This is a genomic window from Brachybacterium ginsengisoli (genome assembly GCF_002407065.1).
Lineage (GTDB): Bacteria > Actinomycetota > Actinomycetes > Actinomycetales > Dermabacteraceae > Brachybacterium > Brachybacterium ginsengisoli.
The window spans coordinates 3,188,976-3,207,207 of the sequence record NZ_CP023564.1; the positions used below are offsets into that span (position 1 = coordinate 3,188,976).

Here is an 18,232-nt window from a genome sequence, read left to right on the forward strand (position 1 = left end):
GCCGACGGGCGAGCGTCGGCGCACCTACAGTGACGACATGCCCTCAACCCCCTGCGACCCCTCGGCGGAGACTGCAACGCCCGACTCCCCGACCGACGCGCCTGCAGCTACACCGCTCCCCATCGACGCCGTGATCCCGCATCGCCCCACCGAGGACGTGCTGGGCGTGCTGACGGGGACGTTCCTGGCGTCGCTCGGCCTGTACCTGCTGCAGAGCGCGGGCGCGGTCACCGGCGGCACGGCGGGCTTGGCTCTGCTGCTCACCCATGCGCTGTCGACGCCGTTCGCGCTGCTGTTCGCGCTGGTGAACCTGCCGTTCTTCGCGCTGGCCTGGTGGAAGAAGGGGTGGGTGTTCACGGTGAAGACGGCCATCTGCGTGGGGCTGATCTCCGTGTTCAGCCTGATCCATCCCCGGTTCCTGCCGCTCGAGGATGTGCCGCTGCTGTACGCGGTGATCGGCGGCAACCTGCTGGTAGGCGTCGGCCTGCTGATCATCTTCCGCCACGGGGCGAGCCTGGGCGGCTTCAACATCCTGGCTCTGATCCTTCAGGAGCGCGCGGGTCTGCGCGCCGGCTACGTGCAAATGGCCCTCGACGTCGCCGTGATCCTGCTGTCCCTGCTGGTGCTCGACGTCCCGCGCGTGCTGCTGTCAGCCCTGGGCGGGGTGGTGCTGAACGTGGTGCTCGCACTGAACCATCGGCCGGGGCGGTACCGGGCGTGAGGTGAGCGGGCGGGGAGGCGGAGGCGGGCCACTCGGTCGTCGCCCCGGAGCTCGTGGCCATCGAGAATGATCGTGCACGTCCTGAGGTCACAACAGGTGCCGTCCTGACGCGCGACGCCGTAACGGCGGGGAATCTCTGCAACGATGGCCGCTCCCCACCGGAGAGGCCATGATGCTCGAGATCGACCCCACCACGGCCGTCGCCGCCGGGGACTGGCACGGCAACACCCGGTGGGCGGAGGCGGCGATCGCGCAGGCGGCGACGTACGGAGCCCGCACGATCCTGCATCTGGGCGATTACGGCTACCTCTATTCGCAGACCTTCTGCGATGCGGTCGAGCAGGCCCTTGCCGCGCACGAGATGCAGCTGCTGTTCGTGCGCGGCAACCATGACGATGTGGACCACCTCGATCAGCTCCCCCGCGATCCGCACGGCCACGGGATCGTCTCCTCCCGGGTGCGCCACCTGCGGGACGGTCAGCGGGTGATGCTGGGCGACGAGGTGGTCCTCGCGCTCGGCGGGGCGGGCTCCATCGACCGCGCCCACCGCCTCCACGGGGCCTCCTGGTGGGCCGACGAGATCACCCCGGCCGCGGTGGTTGAACAGGCGATCGCCGACGGACCGGCGGACATCGTGCTCGCCCACGACTGCCCCGCCGGCGTGGACCTGCGACTGGACCCGCGCTTCGGGGCCTTCTACGAGGACGACGATCCGGGCGTGCTCGAGTACTGCGAGGAGAACCGGGAGCGGCTGCGGGCGGCGGCGGAGGCGTTGCGTCCGCGGCTGTGGCTGCACGGGCACTATCACCAGGTTACGAGGGAGCAGCTGGTCCACGACGATGGAGAGCGGACGCTCGTGGTGGGGTTGGACTGCGACGGGGAGTCGCTCGAGCGGAACCTGGTGCGGGTCGAGGGGATCGGGTGAGGGCTCGCGGAGCGGACTGACCCCTCAGCCGGCGAGGCCGGCAGCGGCGAGGACGATCGGGAAGAGCCCCACCATGGTGAGCGTCCAGAGGGCGTGGACGTACAGTGCCCCGGCGAGTGAGCCGGTGATCTCCCGGGCCCACATCGCCACCGGTCCCAGGAGGAGCGCCATCGCGGCGAGGGCGGGGCTGCCCGTGCACAGCGTGACGGCGGCATACACCGCGGTGGGGACCATCCACCGGGCCAGGCCCGAGAGGAGCCGAGGCAGGGCGCCCCGGAAGAACACCTCCTCGCCAGCGCCCGCCAGGAGCGCGACGGCGAGCACCCCCCACCGTCCGTCGGCCGCCGCGGCGACCGGCCCGGTCACCCATGCGGCGGTGGCCGGGATGCCCGCCAGGACGAGTCCGCCCGCGAGCGACGCCGCGGCGAGGCCGACGCCCACGGCGGCCACCGTGATCAGAGGCGCGCGCCGAAGATCGCGGCGGGGCTGCTCCGGCGGGGCCAGGCGCATGATCACCAGCCCTCCCACGGTCCAGGTCAGGGCGATGCCGAGCGCCCATCCGGCCACGGTCCCCGGTCCCCCGCCCTGGGCGTGCAGCGAGGCGGCCAGGAGCGGCGCCGCGACGACGACGGCGACTCCGACAGCCCACCACGCTCCGGGACGGGGCGCGGGGCGATCAGGGTTCATGCTCGTAGCGTACGAGGCCGCGCGCCGCGACGGGCCGCGGCAGGCCTTGCCTCCGGGCGCCGGCTCGTATAGACCTGTGCACACAGGCCGCACCACAGGTGCTCTGACACGGAGGTCGACCATGCGCGTACTCGTCATCGGAGCCGGAGGGTACGTGGGCAGCCGGGTGATCCCCGGGCTGCTCGAGGACGGCCACCAGGTGGTCGCCGGGGCCCGGGATCTCCACAAGCTCGATGCCTTCTGGTGGAGCGGCGCCGTCGACCGGGTCGAGCTGGACGTGACCGAGGACGAGTCCGTGCGTGCCGCGATCAGCGAGGACCCGTCCCTGGAGGCGGTGGTCTACCTGGTCCACGGCATGGGCGGGGACGACTTCCGGGAGGCGGACCGCGCCGCCGCGCAACGCGTGCGCGCCGCCGTCGACGCCTCCGCCGTGACGGCCGTGGTCTACCTCTCGGGCCTCATCCCCGCCATCCCGCGCGAGGAGCTCTCCGAGCACCTGATCTCCCGCCTCGAGGTCGAGGAGGAGCTCTCCGAGGTGGGATGCCGCTTCGTGGGGCTGCGGGCCGCGGTGGTGCTCGGCGCGGGCTCGACGAGCTTCGAGCTGATGACCCAGCTGGCCCACCGCCTCCCCGTGACCGTGTTCCCGGACTGGATGGACCATCTGGTGGAGCCGATCTCCGTGGTCGATGCCGTCGCCGCGATCCGGGGCGCCGTGACCACCGAGAGCGCCCACGGCGTGTACGACATCGGCGGGGGCGACCCGATCGCCTATCCGCGGCTGGTCGAGAAGGTCCTGGAGCTCACGGACCGGCAGCGGCCGGGTTTCTCCGTCCCGGTGATGCCCCAGGCCCTGGTCTCGAGCGTGGCCTCATGGCTCTCCGACATCCCCGCCTCGACGGTCTCCGCGCTCATGGAGAGCCTGCGCGAGGACATGGTCGCGCGGGACGAACGGTGGCTGGCCGAGCTGCTGCCGAGCGGTCACGCGCCGCGGGTCTCGGTCGACGAGGCGCTGCGGCGCAGCCTCGCCGTGCCGGATGCGAGCCGCAGCCCCCAGGAGCGGGATCCGCTCGGGGTGCTGCCGGGTGATCCCGAGTGGGCGACGAACGGTGACGGGCAGGAGCGGCTGATGGAGTTCAAGCGGGGCTGAGCATCTCCAGAAGCGGGACGCTCGCGACAGTGCTCGCCGCCGCCGATCCACAGTCTTCGAGAACGACAGTTGGACGGAGTTCCCTGGCGAACCCCATCACCCCTTCTCCTAAGACGAGCTGCCTGGGTGTGAGGTCTTCCCGGGTGTGCCACCTGCACGATGGCCAGCGGGTGATGCTGGGCGGCGAGGACGCCCTCGCGCTCGGCGGGGCGGGCTCGAGGACTGCGAGGAGAACTGGGAACGGCTGCGGGCGGCGGCGGATGCGCAGCGCCCGCGGCTGTGGCTGCACGGGCGCGACCACCGGGTGACGATGGAGTCGCTGGTCCACGACGATGGGGAGCGGACGCTGGTGGTGGGGCTGGGCTGCGACGGGGAGGCGCTGGAGCGGAATCTGGCGTGGGTCGACGGGCTCGGCTGAGAGGTCGGGCACGAGGCACCCTGCCGTGGCCAGCCTTCGAGGCAGCTTGTCTTCCCATGGCATCAGCACTGGTCAACGCGCACTGCAACACCCGAGGCCACCACGAGGCCTCCGTGCGTGGAACCGCCATCGGGAGGGGATGCCGTGCCAGTCGGCGCCGCCTCGCTCGCGATGTTCGAGGCGATGTTCGATCGGCCGTCAGTCTGCGGTGTCGAACTCGGGGACCATCGCGTCCAGCAGATCCCCTGCATGGCCCTGGAGCAGACTCGCGTACTCGATCGAGCGCGGCATCATGCTCTCCTCGTAGAGCCCGATGGCCTCCGCAGCGGTGGCACTGTTCGCGATCGCCAGTGCGAGATCGCTCGCGTCGAGCATCGCCATGTTGACGCCGACTCCGAGCGGCGGCATGAGGTACGCGGCATCGCCGAGAAGTGTCGCGGTCGGACTGCGGTCCCAGGTGTGCGGGACCGGCAGCGCGAAGATCGGACGGTCGAGGTACGCACCGTCGTTCTCGGACACAAGACGCTGCAGCTCGGGCGACCATGCCGCGAACTCCTGCAAGAGATGTTCACGGATGCCCACGATGTCGCCCGCTCGAAGACCCGCCTGCGCGATCCAGTCGACGGGCCCCTGCTGGATGATGTAGACGCGCACATGGTCTCCGCCGTTGCGCTGCGCGAAGAGTCCGCGGGCACCGTCAGCGGCGTGCGCCCCACCGTGCCCGACAAGCTCCGCGATCTCGGGAGGGCGAAGGCGTCATCGACGCCCTGCAGCGCCACGCCCAGGAGGCCTACGCCGCGATCTCGGAGCACCCCCGGGCCGACGACTTCGCACGGCTCGTGAACTCGACGCCCGCGCTGCTGACCTACTCGGACCGGATGTGGACCAGGCACAGCAGAAGCCTGGCGACCGCGATCGCCGCCGAGATGGACCGTCCCGCCGACGACGTGTCGTGCGCGGCGCTCGCCCGATGGTTCCTGGACATTCCGGCGATCATCCGAGAGCAGCCCGACCCGGTGCACGCGATGGACTCGATCTTCGCTCTCCTTCGAGAAGGGTGGGCTGTTCGCACGGCGTCCTGATCATGCGCTTCCGGCGCGATCGCAGCACCGAGTCCGCCCGCGAGACCCTGGAGGCCTCGCCCCCCCCCGACCGCGATCAGATCGGTGCCGCTCAGACCCTGGCGAACTCCAGGCGCAGTTCGCCGTCCAGCGCAGGCGCCTCCTGGGTCACGAGGGTGCGGTGCACGTGGGATCCCCACACCGAGGCGAGCTTGGGGTCGTCGACCGGGATCGCCTCGGTGGTCACGGCGAAGCCCGTCGGGTCGAAGGTCGCGGCGGCCGCGCCGATGCGGAGCGTCCTGTGGCGGTCCGGTTCGGACTCCCCGGTCAGCTCGGGCCGATCGGCGGTCATGAGCACCAGGGTCATGCGTCGCGGCGCCCGGAAGCGCCACGCGTCGTGCAGGACGAGGGTCGCTCCCCGCGCAGACTCCGCAGGCGTCTCGTCACGTCCCGGGGTCGCGCTCCGCTGCATCGTCACCGTGCGCTCGGCGCGGAGCAGCTCGGCCTCCGATGGGTACGCGGTCGCCAGGTCCATGGAGATCACGACGGTTCGGCCGTCGTCGGCGAACGTCGTGGACCGCGCCGCGAACTCTTCGCCGAACGACTGCTCGACACCGTCGGGCAGCGGTACGGAGTGGTAGGCGCTGCGCATCGTCCAGATCCCGTAGCGCGTCGCCGGTTCGAAGGTCTCGCGGCGGTAGACGCCGACGCCGACGTCGATGAGCACCGGGTTCCCGTCGAGCGAAGCGATCACTCCGCCGACGTCGTTGTGGTTGTGGCTGACGTCGTTGTGACCGCCCTTGGCGGCGATGAACCAGCCGGAGGTGTCCCCAGCATGCTCGCGGGCGACGGCGACCTCGGTCCCCGGGGCGTACCAAGATGAGGGCATCCCGGCGGCGGCGGGCCCGAGCGCCCAGCCGGGGTCCCGCAGCTCGGCGAGGGTGCGGAGGAACTGCGGTGCGAGCTGCTCGGGGAGGTGGAAGGGGTGCCGCCGGCCCATCCATCGGCCGTGTCGGGCAACCTCCTGATCGCCGACGAGGTCGCCGAAGCGCGTGAGCAGGTGCCAGGAGGCGTTCGGGGGCAGCGAGGCGGCACCGTCGGAGTAGTTGACCTGGGAGTTCGTCCCGATCTGCATGAGCATCGGGAACCTGCTCATCGCCGGGACGGGGTCCACGGCGAAACCATCGATCGCGCCATCGCTCATCTGGCGCAGCAGCACGAGCGCCTCGAACAGGGTGGCCCCGGCCCACCACCAGTAGGTGGCACCCTCATCGCAGCTGCCGTCGGCGGAGTACCCGCCGCGGAAGCGGTCGAGGATCTCGAGGGCACGACCGATGTCGTCGGCGAGGACCTCTGCCGACGGTTCGACCACCGCGGCGCACACGAGAACGTTGGAGACGATCCAGGGCGCCCAGTTGTTGGGGACCTCGTCGAGCCCGTGCCAGTGGTAGATCTCGGTGCGCCATGGCTCGAGCACGCGTCGGCGGATCTCGTGATGCACCCGGGCGCGGAGCCCGGGATAGGTGCGCTCGAGGCGAGCCCCCGCGACGCTGTCGATCGCGGCGAGCATCCCGCCGACATAGCCGTCGGAGAGGTCCAGGATGTCGCGGCCGGGCTGCGGGAGAGGCGGCCTCTCCCCCGACTCCGGCAGGGCGTAGTGCGAGGGAAGGCACCAGGCGCTCAGCTCGCACAGGCGCCAGATCGCGTCGGCCAGCTCTGCCGCCCAGGCGTCGTCGTCGGTGACGGCGAGCGCGAGTGCAGCGCTGCCGACGTTTCCGAGCAGCCCTCGCTGCGCGGTCTCGTACGGCGTCCTCTCGCCGGTCGCGTGGTAGTGGTGCCACAGCGAGAGCGTCGGCGGGTCCTCGCGCGCGCGGTCGCTCCATCGCCGCGCGGACTCGAGGACGTGCTCGACATCGGACGCGGCGAGGTCCGACCAGGCGGGCCGGTCCTCGACGGGAGGGGCGGCCTGCCAGCCCTGCGGGCGCAGAGCGGCGCGGGCACCGGGCGTGAGCAGCGCGCGCAGGGTCGGGACGGTAGGGGTCATGGCTCCTCCTCGGGGCGATGAGCTCAGGCGCGCAGGGCGAACGTCTTCTGGTCGATGCCGCGGCGGAACGATCCGTCGGTCGCGAAGGCGATGGCCTCGTCGACGGCGTGGGCGGAGAGCCGTCCCAGCTCGGTGCCGATCGACCCGGCGATGTGCGGGGTGAGGAAGGTGTTCGGGGTGGTGCGCAGCCGGCTGTGCAGCGGCAGGGGCTCCTCGGCGGCGACGTCCAGGAGGGCCACCAGGTCCCCGCGCTCGAGCCGCTCGGCGAGCGCGTCCTGGTCCAGGAGGTCGCCGCGCGCGGTGTTGATCAGCGTGGTGCCGGGTCGCATCCGCGCGATGAGCTCACGGTCGATCATGCCGCGCGTGCTGGGCAGCGACGGGGCGTGGAGCGAGAGGATGTCGCTGCGCTCGACGAGCTCGGCGAGGCCCACCGGCTGCACCCCGAGCTCCGCCGCCTCGACGGGATGGAGCGTGGGGTCGTGCAGAAGCACCTCGAGCTCGAGCCCGCGCAGACGCTCGATCACCAGACGGCCGATGGTGGAGGCCCCGACGATCCCGACGGTGCGACCGCGGATCCCGACGGCCGGCCATGCCGTCTCGAGCTCCTCATCGCCCTTCCCCGCCCGCACCCTGTCCGCCGCCCAGAACGCCCGCTTGGCGCCCAGGATGATCAGCGCGAGGGTGTACTCGGCCACGGGGATCGCGTTCGCGGCGGCGGCGGAGCTCACCGCGATGCCGCGCTCGCACACGACCGGATCGACGACCGGGCGCACCGTGCCGCCGGAGTGGGCGATGGCGCGGAGGTTCGGCAGCAGCTGGAGCATGTCGGCGTCGATCATCGGGGTGCCCCACCCGGTGATCAGCACCTCAATGCGCGCGAGCAGGGCGCGGTCCGCCGCGACCTCCGGGTCGAGCGGACGCTCGGACAGCAGCTCGAGCGACGGATCGCTCTCCAGCCTCTGGATGTCGACCTGGTGGAACACGCGGCGGAAACTCGGCTCCGGCATCATGAAACCCGTACTCGTCCTCGATCGGGACATCGATGGCCTCCTCAGGCTCGTCAGCCGTGCCATCACAGCCGCCCCCCGCGCACAGTGTCAACATGTGCAGTTCGTTCGCACATGTTCCGAACATCAGTGGGGCGGAGCGGTCGAGCTCCTCACGGTCAGGCTGGGCCGCAGAGTCACGTGCCGGCTCGCGCTCACGGTGTCCGTTGTGGCGAGACGCTCGAAGGCCATGGTCGCGGCGAGCGCCCCGATGTCCCGGCTGGGACGGGTCACGGCGGTGAGCGGTACCTCCGCGAGCGCCGCGACCTGGTCGTCGTAGGCGACGATCGAGAGGTCGCCGGGCACGTCGATCCCGCTGGCCACGGCCACTCCGGTGAGGTCCACGGCGAGGTGATCGGAGTGCACCACCAGCGCCGTCACGCCGTCGGCGACGGCCTGCTCGAGGAGACCGCGCAGGTGCTCGCCCGGACCGTCGACCTCGTTCACGCCGACCATGTCCGCGCCCTCGTCCAGGCCCAGCTGCCGCACGGCGCGATCGAGCCCCTGGCGCAGGAACGGCGTGGTCGGCGTGTCGTAGGCGAGCACCCGCAGGTGCTCGTGGCCCAGCTCCACGAGGTGCTTCACGGCGAGGACCATGCCCGCAGCGTGATCGGTGCGCACCGATTCGAGGGCGTCGCCGACAGGCGCCTCCTCGACGGAGCGTTCGACGAGCACCACGGGGATCGTCACCTCGGCGAGCCGGGCGAGCACCTCGAAGGAGTCCGCGACCGTCGTGGTGACCAGCAGCGCGTCGACGCCGCCGGCGAGCAGCCGCTCGATCTGGTGGCTCTCGCGCTCGCGCTGGTAGCGGGACACCCCGAGCACCACGCGGCCTCCCAGGGCGCGGGCCCGCTCGACCGCGCTGTCGACGATGGGCGGGAAGTGGTAGCTCGGATCCGGGCTGACCTGGCCGAGCGTGAACAGCGGCGCGGCGGGCTGGAGCGGATCGGGGACCGTGCGCGCGGCGGGACGATGACGCAACGCCGCATAGGGCGAGGCGTCCACCGATTCCGCGCCGCCGTGCACACGGCGCAGCCGGCCGTCGTCGGCGAGCTCGCGCAGGTCGCGCCGCACAGTCATGGGCGAGACGCCGGTGCGGGTCGCGAAGTCCGCCGCGGAGAGGCTCCCGTGCAGCCGGAGCTCCGCGAGGATCCGCTGCTGCCGTTCGTGCACATCCATCAGGTCTCCGATGTTCGTCTTCTGTTCGAATGGTCAGATTGTCTTGACCGGCATCATGCCACCTGCGGATGCTGTCCAGGCAGTCGGGAGCCCGCGATGAGGCGTGCAGACGTCTCGACCGCCCCGTCCGTCCGTGTGCGAAGGAGCCACCGTGAACGTCACCTCACCCACCCGTCCGGCCCTGCCGGTGCCCGGTCCCGCACCGGTGCCCGCCGGGCACGGTCAGGGCACGGCGCCGCTGCGCCGCCGGCTCACCTTCGGAGCACGGGCGCGCCGCGACTACCCGCTCGCGCTCATGGTGGTCCCCGCGCTGATCCTGCTGCTGCTGTTCGTGTACGTGCCGCTGCTGGGCAACGTCATCGCGTTCATGGACTACCAGCCGTACATCCCGATCGCGCAGAGCCCCTGGGTGGGCCTGCGGAACTTCACGCTGCTGTTCGAGGACCCCTCGTTCTGGACCGCCGTGCTGAACACGCTCGAGATCACCGCCGTGCAGCTGGTGCTGTTCTTCCCGGTGCCGATCGCCCTGGCCCTGCTCATCCACTCGCTGGCCTGGCCCTGGCTGCGCGCGACGCTCCAGTCGGTGCTGTACCTGCCGCACTTCCTCTCCTGGGTGATCGTGGTGGGCTTCTTCCAGCAGAGCCTCGGCGCCGGCGGCGTGATGAACAACTGGCTGCGCCAGCTGGACCTCGGGACGGTGAACGTGATGGCCGATCCCGACACCTTCATCCTGCTGATCTCCGCCCAGGTGGTGTGGAAGGACGCCGGCTGGGGCGCGATCATCTTCCTCGCCGCGCTGGCCGCGATCGACGACTCGCTCTACGAGGCCGCCGCGATCGACGGCGCCGGGGCCTGGGGGCGCTTCTGGCATGTGACCCTGCCGGGGATCCGGCCGATCATCGTGCTGCTGCTGATCCTGCGGCTCGGCGACGCGCTCAACGTGGGCTTCGAGCAGATCCTGCTGCAGCGCAACGCGGTGGGACCCGGCGCGGGCGAGGTCATCGACACCTACGTGTACTTCCACGGCGTGCTCGATGCGAACTGGTCCACCGGCATCGCCGCCGGTCTCATCAAGGGCCTCGTCGGCCTGATCCTCATCCTCGCGGCCAACAAGGCCGCCCACATGCTCGGTGAGCAGGGAGTGTACGCGAAGTCATGAGCACCATCACTCGTCCCGCCTGGGCGGGGAAGCCCCGTCCCGTGGCCCTCGTCCTCAAGTCCGTGACCATCGTGCTGATCCTCGCGGTGATCCTGTTCCCGTTCCTCACCGTGATCTCGACCAGCCTCTCCAGCGCGGAGGACGTCGCCGCCGCGGGCGGCTACGTGGTGTGGCCGCGCTCGGTGAGCTTCGAGGCGTACCAGCAGGTACTCAGCGGCGGCATCGTCACCCGTGCGCTGCTGATCACCGCGGGCGTCACCGCCGTGGGCACCGCCCTCTCCGTGACCGTCACCGTGCTCGCCGCCTGGGGCCTGAGCCGACGCACCTTCTTCCAGGGCCCGGTGCTGATGACCGTGATGCTCACGTTCCTCTTCGCCCCCAGCATGATCCCGCTGTACCTGGTGGTGAAGCAGCTGGGACTACTCAACAGCCTGTGGTCGCTCATCCTCCCCGGCGCGTTCAGCGTGTTCAACATGGTGGTGGTGCGCGGCTTCATGATGGGCATCCCGCAGGAGCTCGTGGACTCGGCCAAGATCGACGGCGCCGGGGAGTTCCGCATCCTGCGCCAGATCATCGTGCCGCTCTCCCGGGCGGTGATCGCCGTGGTCGCCCTGTTCTACGCCGTCGGCTACTGGAACGCCTTCTTCAACGCGATGCTCTACATCGACGACACCGCGAAGTGGACCCTCCAGCTGGTGCTCCGCTCCTACGTGCTGCAGGGGTCATCGCTCGTCGGCACCTCGACGGATTCCGTCGCCCCGCCCCCGCAGTCCGTGCAGATGGCCGTGGTCATGATCGCGATCATTCCGATCCTCATGGTCTACCCGTTCGTGCAGCGCCATCTCACCAAGGGCGTTCTCACCGGTGCGGTGAAGGGCTGACGCCCCACCTCTCCGATCCACCCCTCCGCGGTTCCCCGCCGCCCTTGTCTTCCCGCCCTGTCCGTGATCACGAAGGAGTCATCATGTCCCACCTCCCCACACCCCGATCCGCCCGTCCCGCCGTCCCGTCGGCCGGCTCCTCGGCGTTCTCCCGCCGGCGCCTGCTCTCCGGCGCCGGCGTGGGCCTCGCCGGGATCGCCGGGGCATCCGCCCTCGCCGGCTGCGGCGGATCCGCCGGCGGTGCCGGATCGCCCGCCCAGATCAGCACCGATCTGGCGGAGCTCCCCACCTACACGGCGATCACGACGGGGCCGACGCCGGACCTGCCGGGCACCGAGATCGTGCAGCCCGCCTACTTCACGGCGCCGCAGTCGGCCGATCTCTGGCGCTCCGTCGAGGACGCGCAGCTGCCCGAGTCCTCCGACCCCGTCTCCGCGTTCATCATCTCGTACGCCACACCGCCTCCCAGCGACAACCCCTTCCTCGACCAGGTCAACGAGCGCCTGGGGACGACGCTGGACATGCGGATCACCTCCTCGGAGACCTTCACGCAGAAGTTCGCCACCGTGGTCGCCGGCGGCGACATGCCGGACATGGTCGAGTTCATCGCCTTCGACCTCCCGCCCAACCATCCGCAGCTGCTCGACTCCCAGTTCGCCGATCTCACCCCGTTCCTCTCCGGGGACGCGATCTCGGACTATCCGAACCTCGCCAACGTGCCGTCGATCTCCTGGGAGAACTGCCGGGTCAACGGGAAGATCTACGGCACCCCCGTGCACCGGCCCGCCTTCGGGTCGATCCTGGTCTCGCGGCCGGACCTCTTCGAGGAGATCCTGGGAGAGGAGCCCGCTCCCACCTCGAAGGACGAGTTCACCGCGATGCTCACCGAGGTCACCGACCCCAAGGCGGGGCGCTTCGCGATGACCGGCCAGAGCGCCGGCTCCGCGGTCGAATGGGGCTGGGACTTCCTGGGCGCCATGTTCGGCGTGCCGAACGGCTGGGGGCTCGAGGGCGGGAAGCTGATCCACAAGTTCGAGACCGAGGCCTGGTTCGAGACCCTCGAGTACATCAAGGAGCTGTGGGACCTGGGCGTCTACCACCCGGACACCCCGTCGTCCTCCGGATCCCAGGCGAAGGCGTACCTCGCCGCGGGGACCTCGCTGCTGCACCAGGACGGCATCTCGGCGCTGCTGGACAAGACCTCGCCCGAGACGCCGTACGACGCGATCGTGCCCTTCGCGGCCGACGGCGGCCCCGGGATCATGTACCAGGGCAGCTCGCTGTTCTCCTTCACGGCGCTGAAGAAGGCGGAGGACGATCGCCTGGTGGACCAGCTGAGGATCCTCAACTACCTCGCGGCGCCCTTCGGCTCCGAGGAGAACTTCTTCCTCACCTATGGCACCGAGGGCGAGCACCACACGCGCGGCGGCGACGGATCCGTGTCGCTCACGGACGACGGCACCGCCCAGATCTCCCCCTCCGCCGTCAGCTACCTCTCTGCTCCGCCGCAGGTGCTGTTCTCCGCGGTGCCGCTCGAGGACCGTCTCACCCGCGACCACACCTGGCAGGGCGCCACCGAGAGCATGCTGCTCAAGAGCGAGGTCGCGGGGCTGTACTCGCCCACCTCCTCGAAGGCGAGCTCCGCGGAGGGCGATGTCCTCACCGCCGCCACCGAGTACGTGCTCGGGCGCGCGGCACTGGACCCGGTGCACGGCGCGGTCGAGAGCTGGAAGTCCGGCTTCGGGGACACCATCCGCGGCGAGTACACCGAGCAGCTCGGCTGACGCCCACGACACCCACCTGCACCCGCAGTTCTCGATGAGGAGATGATGATGCACCATCCCAGCACCCCCGCCCCCGACACCGCGACCGCCTCCTCGCCTCTGGGCCGACGCACCGTGCTCGGCGCCGCCGCGGTGACCACCGCCGCCGCAGCCGGGGCCCTCTCCGCGGCCCCCGCCTCCGGGGAGGGACCGGTCCCGGCCGGGCCCTCCGGGACCGAGGTCGATGCACGCGACGGAGCCGTGACCCACCGACCGCCGGCGGACACCACGACCGTGCTGCGCAATCCCCTGACCGGCTGGGTCCTGTACGGGACGGGGAATCCGGCCGACGACTACTGGACGAACTACGACGCCCTCGTGATCCCCGGGCGCGAGGACACCGTGCGGGTCGCCGACTACGCCCACACGCTGTACTTCCGCCTCGCCTGGACCGTGCTGAACCCCGAGGAGGGGGTCTACGGCTGGGACGTGCACGAGGGGCTGCGCACGATGATCCGCGGCGCGGAGGAGCGCGGGATGCGCCTCGCCTTCCGCGTCGTGGTCGACAGCCGCGACAAGTCCAGCGACTTCACCCCGGCGTACGTCCGCGAGGCGGGAGCCCAGGGGTACGAGTCGGTGACCGGGTCGACCACCGTGTGGTCCCCCTACCCCGACGACCCGATCTTCCAGGCGAAGTACGAGACCTTCGTGCGGGCACTCGGCGAGCGCTTCGACGACCCTGTCGAGGTCGACTTCATCGACGGGTACGGCCTGGGCAAGTGGGGCGAGGGCCATTCGATGCGGTACCTCGACGACGCGAACCGGGAGGCGGTGTTCCACTGGAGCGTGGACCTCTACTCCGAGGTCTTCGCGAAGGTCCCGCTCGCCATCAACTACCACCGGATGATCGGCGGTCCCCTGGACTGGGGTGAGCCGGACCCGGGCAGCGCGGCGCTGCTCGAGTACGCGATCGACAAGGGGTACATGCTGCGGCACGACGCCTTCGGCATGACCACGTACTACGGGCAGTGGGAGCGGGACTTCGCCGCGCAGTGGATCGGGAAGCTGCCCATCATGTTCGAGGGCGGGTGGGTGACGAAGTCGCACAGCTTCTCCGACGATCCGCGCGGGTACGAGACCGTCGAGGACGTGCGTCGCGGCGAGTACGACGACTCCATCGAGGCGCACGTGAACACCATGGACTTCCGCATCAACGAAACCACCTCCTGGTTCGAGGACGTCCCCGAGCTGGTGGACGACTTCATCGCCCAGGGCGGGTACCGGCTCCAGCCCGTGGAGGCCACCTTGCCGACGAGCATCCCGCGGCAGGTTCCCGTCACGCTGTCCCACACCTGGGCGAACCTGGGCTGGGGACTGTTCCCCGGGGACCTCCCGCAGTGGGAGGGGAAGTACCGGGTGGCCCTCGCCCTGCTGGACGAGGCCGACGAGCATCGGGTGGTGCAGCTCTTCGTCGACACCTCCGCGCACCCCGCGCAGTGGGTCCAGGGAGAGACGTACGAGCACTCGTTCGCGGTGACCGTGGGCGGTCCGCCGCGGGAGCGCCTGGCCTGGGGCATCGCCATCATCGACACCACGACCGGGAACGCCCCCGGCATCGAGCTCGCCGCCGAGGGCGAGCGCACGGCCGACGGATGGCTGCTGCTGGGGAGATGCAGCGTGCGGTGAGCCGTCGATGGCCCCGAGGCCAGGCCCACCTCGCCTCGGGGCCGACCACCCCTGTTCCACCCGCGCGAAAGGACGATCCCTCGTGATCGAAGAGACCATCCGTACCGACATCGCCGTGCTGGGCGGAGGCCTGGCCGGCATCTGCGCAGCGATCGGCGCCGCCCGCCAGGGCAGGAAGGTGGTGCTCGCCCAGAACCGCCCGGTGCTCGGCGGGAACTCCTCGAGCGAGGTGCGGGTGTGGGTGTGCGGGGCGACGGCGCACGGCATCCACCTGTTCGCCCGCGAGACCGGCATCATGGGCGAGCTCTTCGTGGAGAACCAGTTCCGCAACCCCGAGGGCAACCCCTACTACTGGGACCTGCTGCTGCTGGAGAAGGTGCGGGCGGAGCGGAACATCACCCTGCTGCTGAACACGGACGTCACCGAGGTCGACGCCGACGGTCCGGCCGCCGCCCGCGTGATCCGCAGCGTGACCGGCTGGATGAGCGGTTCCGAACGACGGATCACGCTCGAGGCGCCGACGTTCATCGACTGCACGGGCGACGGGCTGGTCGGGCACCTCGCCGGCGCCGAGTACATGACCGGTCGCGAGCCGCGCGCGCAGTTCGGGGAGTCCTGGGCGCCGGAGGTCCCGGACCAGAACATGCTGGGCAGCACCATCCTGTTCTACTCCAAGGACGTCGGCGAGCCGTCGAAGTTCGTCAGGCCGGCGTTCGCCATCGATGTCGCCGCCGCCGGGATCCCCGAGCATCGCGTGATCCGCCAGGACATGAAGGGCTGCGCCTTCTGGTGGATCGAGTGGGGCGGCGAGCTGGACGTGGTGCTCGACAACGAGCGGATCCGCGACGAGCTCCAGGCCGTCTGCTACGGCATCTGGGATCACATCAAGAACTCCGGCGAGTTCGACGCCGAGAACCTCTCCCTGGAGTGGGTCGGCTCCGTGCCGGGCAAGCGCGAGTACCGCCGCTTCGTGGGCGAGCACGTGCTCACCCAGCAGGACGTGCTCGAGCAGACGGAGTTCGAGGACCGCATCGGCTTCGGCGGCTGGTCCATCGACCTCCATCCCTCCGGCGGCGTGTACGCCACCGAGCCCGGCTCGAAGCACTGGCATCCTGACGGGAACTACCACCTGCCGCTGCGCATGCTGTTCTCGAAGAACGTGTCGAACATGTGGATGGCCGGGCGGAACATCAGCGCGAGCCATGTCGCCTTCGGATCCACGCGGGTGATGGCGACCTGCGCCCTGCTGGGCGAGGCCGCCGGGATCGGGGCCGCCCTCGCGCAGCAGCTGGACGTGTCGCCGTCCGCGCTGGCGGGCGAGCACGTGGCCGAGCTGCGCCGCGCGATGGTGCGGGCCGACGCCTCGGTGCTGGGCGTGGAGAACGACGACCCGGCGGACCTCGCCCTGCGCGCCGAGGTCCGGGCGTCCTCCACGAAGACGACTCTCGCCTCCACGCAGAGCGCGGGGACGGTACCGCTGGTGGATGACCTGGGGCTGGTGCTGCCGGTGGATCCGGTGCTCGACGGCATCGACGTCCTGGTCGACGCGGAGTCGACGACCACGCTGCGTGCGACGCTGCATGCCACGTCGGCGCCGCAGAACTACCTCCCGGCGGCGGAGGTCGCGGAGGTGAGTGCGGCGGTGGAACGCGGACGGTCGTGGGTTCACCTGCCGCTGGCCTGGAAGCCGGAGACGGCGCAGAACGGCTTCATCGTCCTGCACGCGAATCGGGAGCTGGCCGTGCACCGAGGAACGTGGGTCGAGCCCGGCACGGTCACGATGATCCACCGCGAGCTGCCCGACAAAGAGCGGTACACCGAGCAGTGGCGGGCCTGGAAGGAGACCCTGCACGGCAGCGGCATCTGCTTCCGGGCGAGCTCGCCGACGGACGCGTTCCGCCCCGAGCAGGTGCGGGGCGGTTATGCGCGGCCCTACGGCGGGCCGAACATGTGGGTCTCCGGGCAGGCCGGTGAGGACCCCCAGCCGTGGATCGAGCTGTCGTGGGCGGAGCCGGTGCAGATCGGCAGCGTGGAGGTCATCTTCGATGACGACGTGAACGAGGACCTCATCAACCTGCACCATCACCGGACGGAGGCGGAGGTGATGCCGACGCTGGTGCAGGATGCGCGGGTGGAGGTGAAGGTCGATGGGGGGTGGCGCGAGGTGGCCCGGATCGAGGGCAATCGGCAGCGCCGGTGGATCGCCGATCTCGGCGAGCTGCCCGTGCAGCGCCTGCGCGTGGTCACCCAGGGAGCAGCTGCGTCGCGCGAGACACGGCTCGTGGCACTCCGGGCGATCACCGCCTGAGGGCGGCGCCGAGATCCACCTCGGGTCTCTGGCGCTCGCCGCTGTCACGCCTTCTTCGCCTCCGGTCGACGGGTCGGAGGCGAGGGCGTTCCTCCTCGACGCAGAGGTCCCAGAACACCTGGGCTTCCCGGGGAGCTCGGCTACCGTTCGAGGCACCGAGACCGCATCCCCCTGGAGAAGACCCATGACCAGCATCGACCGCACCTTCATCGATTCCCTGCCCAAGGCGGAGCTGCACCTGCACATCGAGGGCACGCTCGAGCCGGAGCTCAAGCTCGAGCTGGCCCGCCGAAACGGTGTCGAGATCGGGCAGTCCACGGTCGAACAGGTGCGCGCCACCTACGAGTTCACCGACCTCACCAGCTTCCTGGCCATCTACTACCCGGCGATGGAGGTCCTGGTCACCGAACAGGACTTCCACGACCTGGCCATGGCCTACCTGTGCCGCGCGGCGGCCGACGGTGTCGTCCGCGCCGAGATCTTCTTCGACCCCCAAGCCCACACCAGCCGCGGCATCCCGTTCAGCACAGTCATCGACGGACTGTGGTCCGCCGTGCAGGAGGCACCGTCGCTCGGCGTGGACGCCGCCCTGATCATGTGCTTCCTGCGCGATCACAGCGTCGAGTCCGCCCGCGAGACCCTGGAGGCCTCGCTCCCCTACCGCGATCGGATCGTCGGCGTGGGACTGGACTCCGATGAGCGCGGCAATCCGCCGGAGAAGTTCTCCGAGGTGTTCGCCGCTGCGAAGGACGCCGGCTACCGGTTGACCATGCACTGCGACATCGATCAGGAGCAGTCGATCTCCAACATCGCGACCGTCCTGCACACCATCGGCGTCGAGCGCATCGACCACGGCACCAACATCCTCGAGGACCCGTCACTGGTGGCCGAGGCGAAGCAGCAGGGCATCGGCTTCACGTGCTGCCCGGTCTCGAACTCGTTCGTCACCGAGCAGATGAAGGGCGCTGAGATCGTCCAGCTGCTGCGGGAGGGCCTGAAGGTGTCCATCGCGTCCGATGACCCCGCGTACTTCGGCGGCTACGTCGGGGACAACATCGCGGCCCTCGCCGAGGCGCAGCACCTCACTCGCGACGAGGTCGTCCAGCTTGCCCGCAATTCGCTCGAGATCAGCTGGGCCGACGACGCGCGGAAGCAGGACTGGCTGCGACAGCTCGAGGAGATCGCCGCGCGCTGATCCGGGCGGCGA

The 18,232-nt window shown here is 70.5% G+C and carries 15 protein-coding genes; 10 read left to right on the plus strand and 5 right to left on the minus strand.

Annotated features, from left to right (window positions below):
• Window positions 1–37: 37 nt before the first annotated feature.
• Window positions 38–721 (plus strand): YitT family protein, encoded by a 684-nt coding sequence (locus CFK41_RS14310; protein ID WP_096800277.1) that lies wholly within the window; start codon window positions 38–40, stop codon window positions 719–721.
• Between the two features lie 169 nt (window positions 722–890).
• On the plus strand, window positions 891–1,646 hold the full coding sequence (locus CFK41_RS14315; protein ID WP_096800278.1) for a metallophosphoesterase family protein: 756 nt from the start codon (window positions 891–893) through the stop codon (window positions 1,644–1,646).
• Between the two features lie 24 nt (window positions 1,647–1,670).
• Here CFK41_RS14315 and CFK41_RS14320 read toward each other — a convergent pair whose 3' ends face one another.
• Window positions 1,671–2,333 (minus strand): CPBP family intramembrane glutamic endopeptidase, encoded by a 663-nt coding sequence (locus CFK41_RS14320; RefSeq protein WP_169928825.1) that lies wholly within the window; start codon window positions 2,331–2,333, stop codon window positions 1,671–1,673.
• A gap of 121 nt (window positions 2,334–2,454) precedes the next feature.
• Between CFK41_RS14320 and CFK41_RS14325 the strand changes: the two genes are divergently transcribed.
• On the plus strand, window positions 2,455–3,480 hold the full coding sequence (locus tag CFK41_RS14325) for an NAD(P)H-binding protein (RefSeq protein ID WP_096800280.1): 1,026 nt from the start codon (window positions 2,455–2,457) through the stop codon (window positions 3,478–3,480).
• A 616-nt stretch (window positions 3,481–4,096) separates the two neighbouring features.
• Here the strand turns inward: CFK41_RS14325 and CFK41_RS14330 are convergent.
• Window positions 4,097–4,552, minus strand: a complete 456-nt coding sequence (locus CFK41_RS14330) for an FAD-dependent oxidoreductase (RefSeq protein ID WP_096800281.1) — start codon at window positions 4,550–4,552, stop codon at window positions 4,097–4,099.
• A 185-nt stretch (window positions 4,553–4,737) separates the two neighbouring features.
• Between CFK41_RS14330 and CFK41_RS14335 the strand changes: the two genes are divergently transcribed.
• Window positions 4,738–4,980: a hypothetical protein gene (locus CFK41_RS14335; RefSeq protein ID WP_096800282.1), complete on the plus strand. Its 243-nt coding sequence runs from the start codon at window positions 4,738–4,740 to the stop codon at window positions 4,978–4,980.
• A gap of 91 nt (window positions 4,981–5,071) precedes the next feature.
• Here CFK41_RS14335 and CFK41_RS14340 read toward each other — a convergent pair whose 3' ends face one another.
• From CFK41_RS14340 to CFK41_RS14350, 3 genes are all read right to left on the minus strand, one after another.
• Window positions 5,072–7,003 carry a heparinase II/III family protein gene (locus tag CFK41_RS14340; RefSeq protein ID WP_096800283.1) on the minus strand — a complete coding sequence of 644 codons (1,932 nt, stop codon included), beginning with the start codon at window positions 7,001–7,003 and terminating at the stop codon, window positions 5,072–5,074.
• Between the two features lie 23 nt (window positions 7,004–7,026).
• The gene (locus tag CFK41_RS14345; protein WP_169928826.1) at window positions 7,027–8,010 is read right to left on the minus strand and encodes a hydroxyacid dehydrogenase; all 984 of its coding nucleotides are present in this window, start codon (window positions 8,008–8,010) and stop codon (window positions 7,027–7,029) included.
• Between the two features lie 126 nt (window positions 8,011–8,136).
• Window positions 8,137–9,228, minus strand: a complete 1,092-nt coding sequence (locus CFK41_RS14350; protein WP_096800285.1) for a LacI family DNA-binding transcriptional regulator — start codon at window positions 9,226–9,228, stop codon at window positions 8,137–8,139.
• Window positions 9,229–9,379: 151 nt separating this feature from the next.
• Here CFK41_RS14350 and CFK41_RS14355 point away from each other — a divergent pair, with 151 nt between their 5' ends.
• The 6 genes from CFK41_RS14355 (at window position 9,380) to add (ending at window position 18,220) form a co-directional block, all read left to right on the plus strand.
• Window positions 9,380–10,387, plus strand: a complete 1,008-nt coding sequence (locus CFK41_RS14355; protein WP_227873095.1) for an ABC transporter permease — start codon at window positions 9,380–9,382, stop codon at window positions 10,385–10,387.
• Entirely contained in the window at window positions 10,384–11,268 is an 885-nt protein-coding gene (locus CFK41_RS14360) for a carbohydrate ABC transporter permease (RefSeq protein WP_096800286.1), read from the plus strand. Before CFK41_RS14355 ends, CFK41_RS14360 begins: the two co-directional genes overlap by 4 nt.
• Window positions 11,269–11,351: 83 nt before the next feature.
• Window positions 11,352–13,052: an extracellular solute-binding protein gene (locus CFK41_RS14365; protein ID WP_096800287.1), complete on the plus strand. Its 1,701-nt coding sequence runs from the start codon at window positions 11,352–11,354 to the stop codon at window positions 13,050–13,052.
• A gap of 48 nt (window positions 13,053–13,100) precedes the next feature.
• Window positions 13,101–14,717: a DUF4832 domain-containing protein gene (locus tag CFK41_RS17965; protein ID WP_169928827.1), complete on the plus strand. Its 1,617-nt coding sequence runs from the start codon at window positions 13,101–13,103 to the stop codon at window positions 14,715–14,717.
• A gap of 82 nt (window positions 14,718–14,799) precedes the next feature.
• Window positions 14,800–17,025 carry an FAD-dependent oxidoreductase gene (locus CFK41_RS14375; RefSeq protein WP_227873096.1) on the plus strand — a complete coding sequence of 742 codons (2,226 nt, stop codon included), beginning with the start codon at window positions 14,800–14,802 and terminating at the stop codon, window positions 17,023–17,025.
• 184 nt (window positions 17,026–17,209) lie between these two features.
• Window positions 17,210–18,220 (plus strand): adenosine deaminase, encoded by a 1,011-nt coding sequence (gene add, locus CFK41_RS14380; protein WP_096800290.1) that lies wholly within the window; start codon window positions 17,210–17,212, stop codon window positions 18,218–18,220.
• Window positions 18,221–18,232 lie beyond the last annotated feature (12 nt).

Excerpts from the sequence above, each read along its gene's own strand:
- CFK41_RS14310 (WP_096800277.1), top strand. The coding sequence starts at position 38 with ATGCCCTCAACCCCCTGCGACCCCTCGGCGGAGACTGCAACGCCCGAC.
- CFK41_RS14315 (WP_096800278.1), top strand. The coding sequence starts at position 891 with ATGATGCTCGAGATCGACCCCACCACGGCCGTCGCCGCCGGGGACTGG.
- CFK41_RS14320 (WP_169928825.1), bottom strand. The coding sequence starts at position 2,333 with ATGAACCCTGATCGCCCCGCGCCCCGTCCCGGAGCGTGGTGGGCTGTC.
- CFK41_RS14325 (WP_096800280.1), top strand. The coding sequence starts at position 2,455 with ATGCGCGTACTCGTCATCGGAGCCGGAGGGTACGTGGGCAGCCGGGTG.
- CFK41_RS14340 (WP_096800283.1), bottom strand. The coding sequence starts at position 7,003 with ATGACCCCTACCGTCCCGACCCTGCGCGCGCTGCTCACGCCCGGTGCC.
- CFK41_RS14345 (WP_169928826.1), bottom strand. The coding sequence starts at position 8,010 with ATGCCGGAGCCGAGTTTCCGCCGCGTGTTCCACCAGGTCGACATCCAG.
- CFK41_RS14350 (WP_096800285.1), bottom strand. The coding sequence starts at position 9,228 with ATGGATGTGCACGAACGGCAGCAGCGGATCCTCGCGGAGCTCCGGCTG.
- CFK41_RS14360 (WP_096800286.1), top strand. The coding sequence starts at position 10,384 with ATGAGCACCATCACTCGTCCCGCCTGGGCGGGGAAGCCCCGTCCCGTG.
- CFK41_RS14365 (WP_096800287.1), top strand. The coding sequence starts at position 11,352 with ATGTCCCACCTCCCCACACCCCGATCCGCCCGTCCCGCCGTCCCGTCG.
- CFK41_RS17965 (WP_169928827.1), top strand. The coding sequence starts at position 13,101 with ATGCACCATCCCAGCACCCCCGCCCCCGACACCGCGACCGCCTCCTCG.
- add (WP_096800290.1), top strand. The coding sequence starts at position 17,210 with ATGACCAGCATCGACCGCACCTTCATCGATTCCCTGCCCAAGGCGGAG.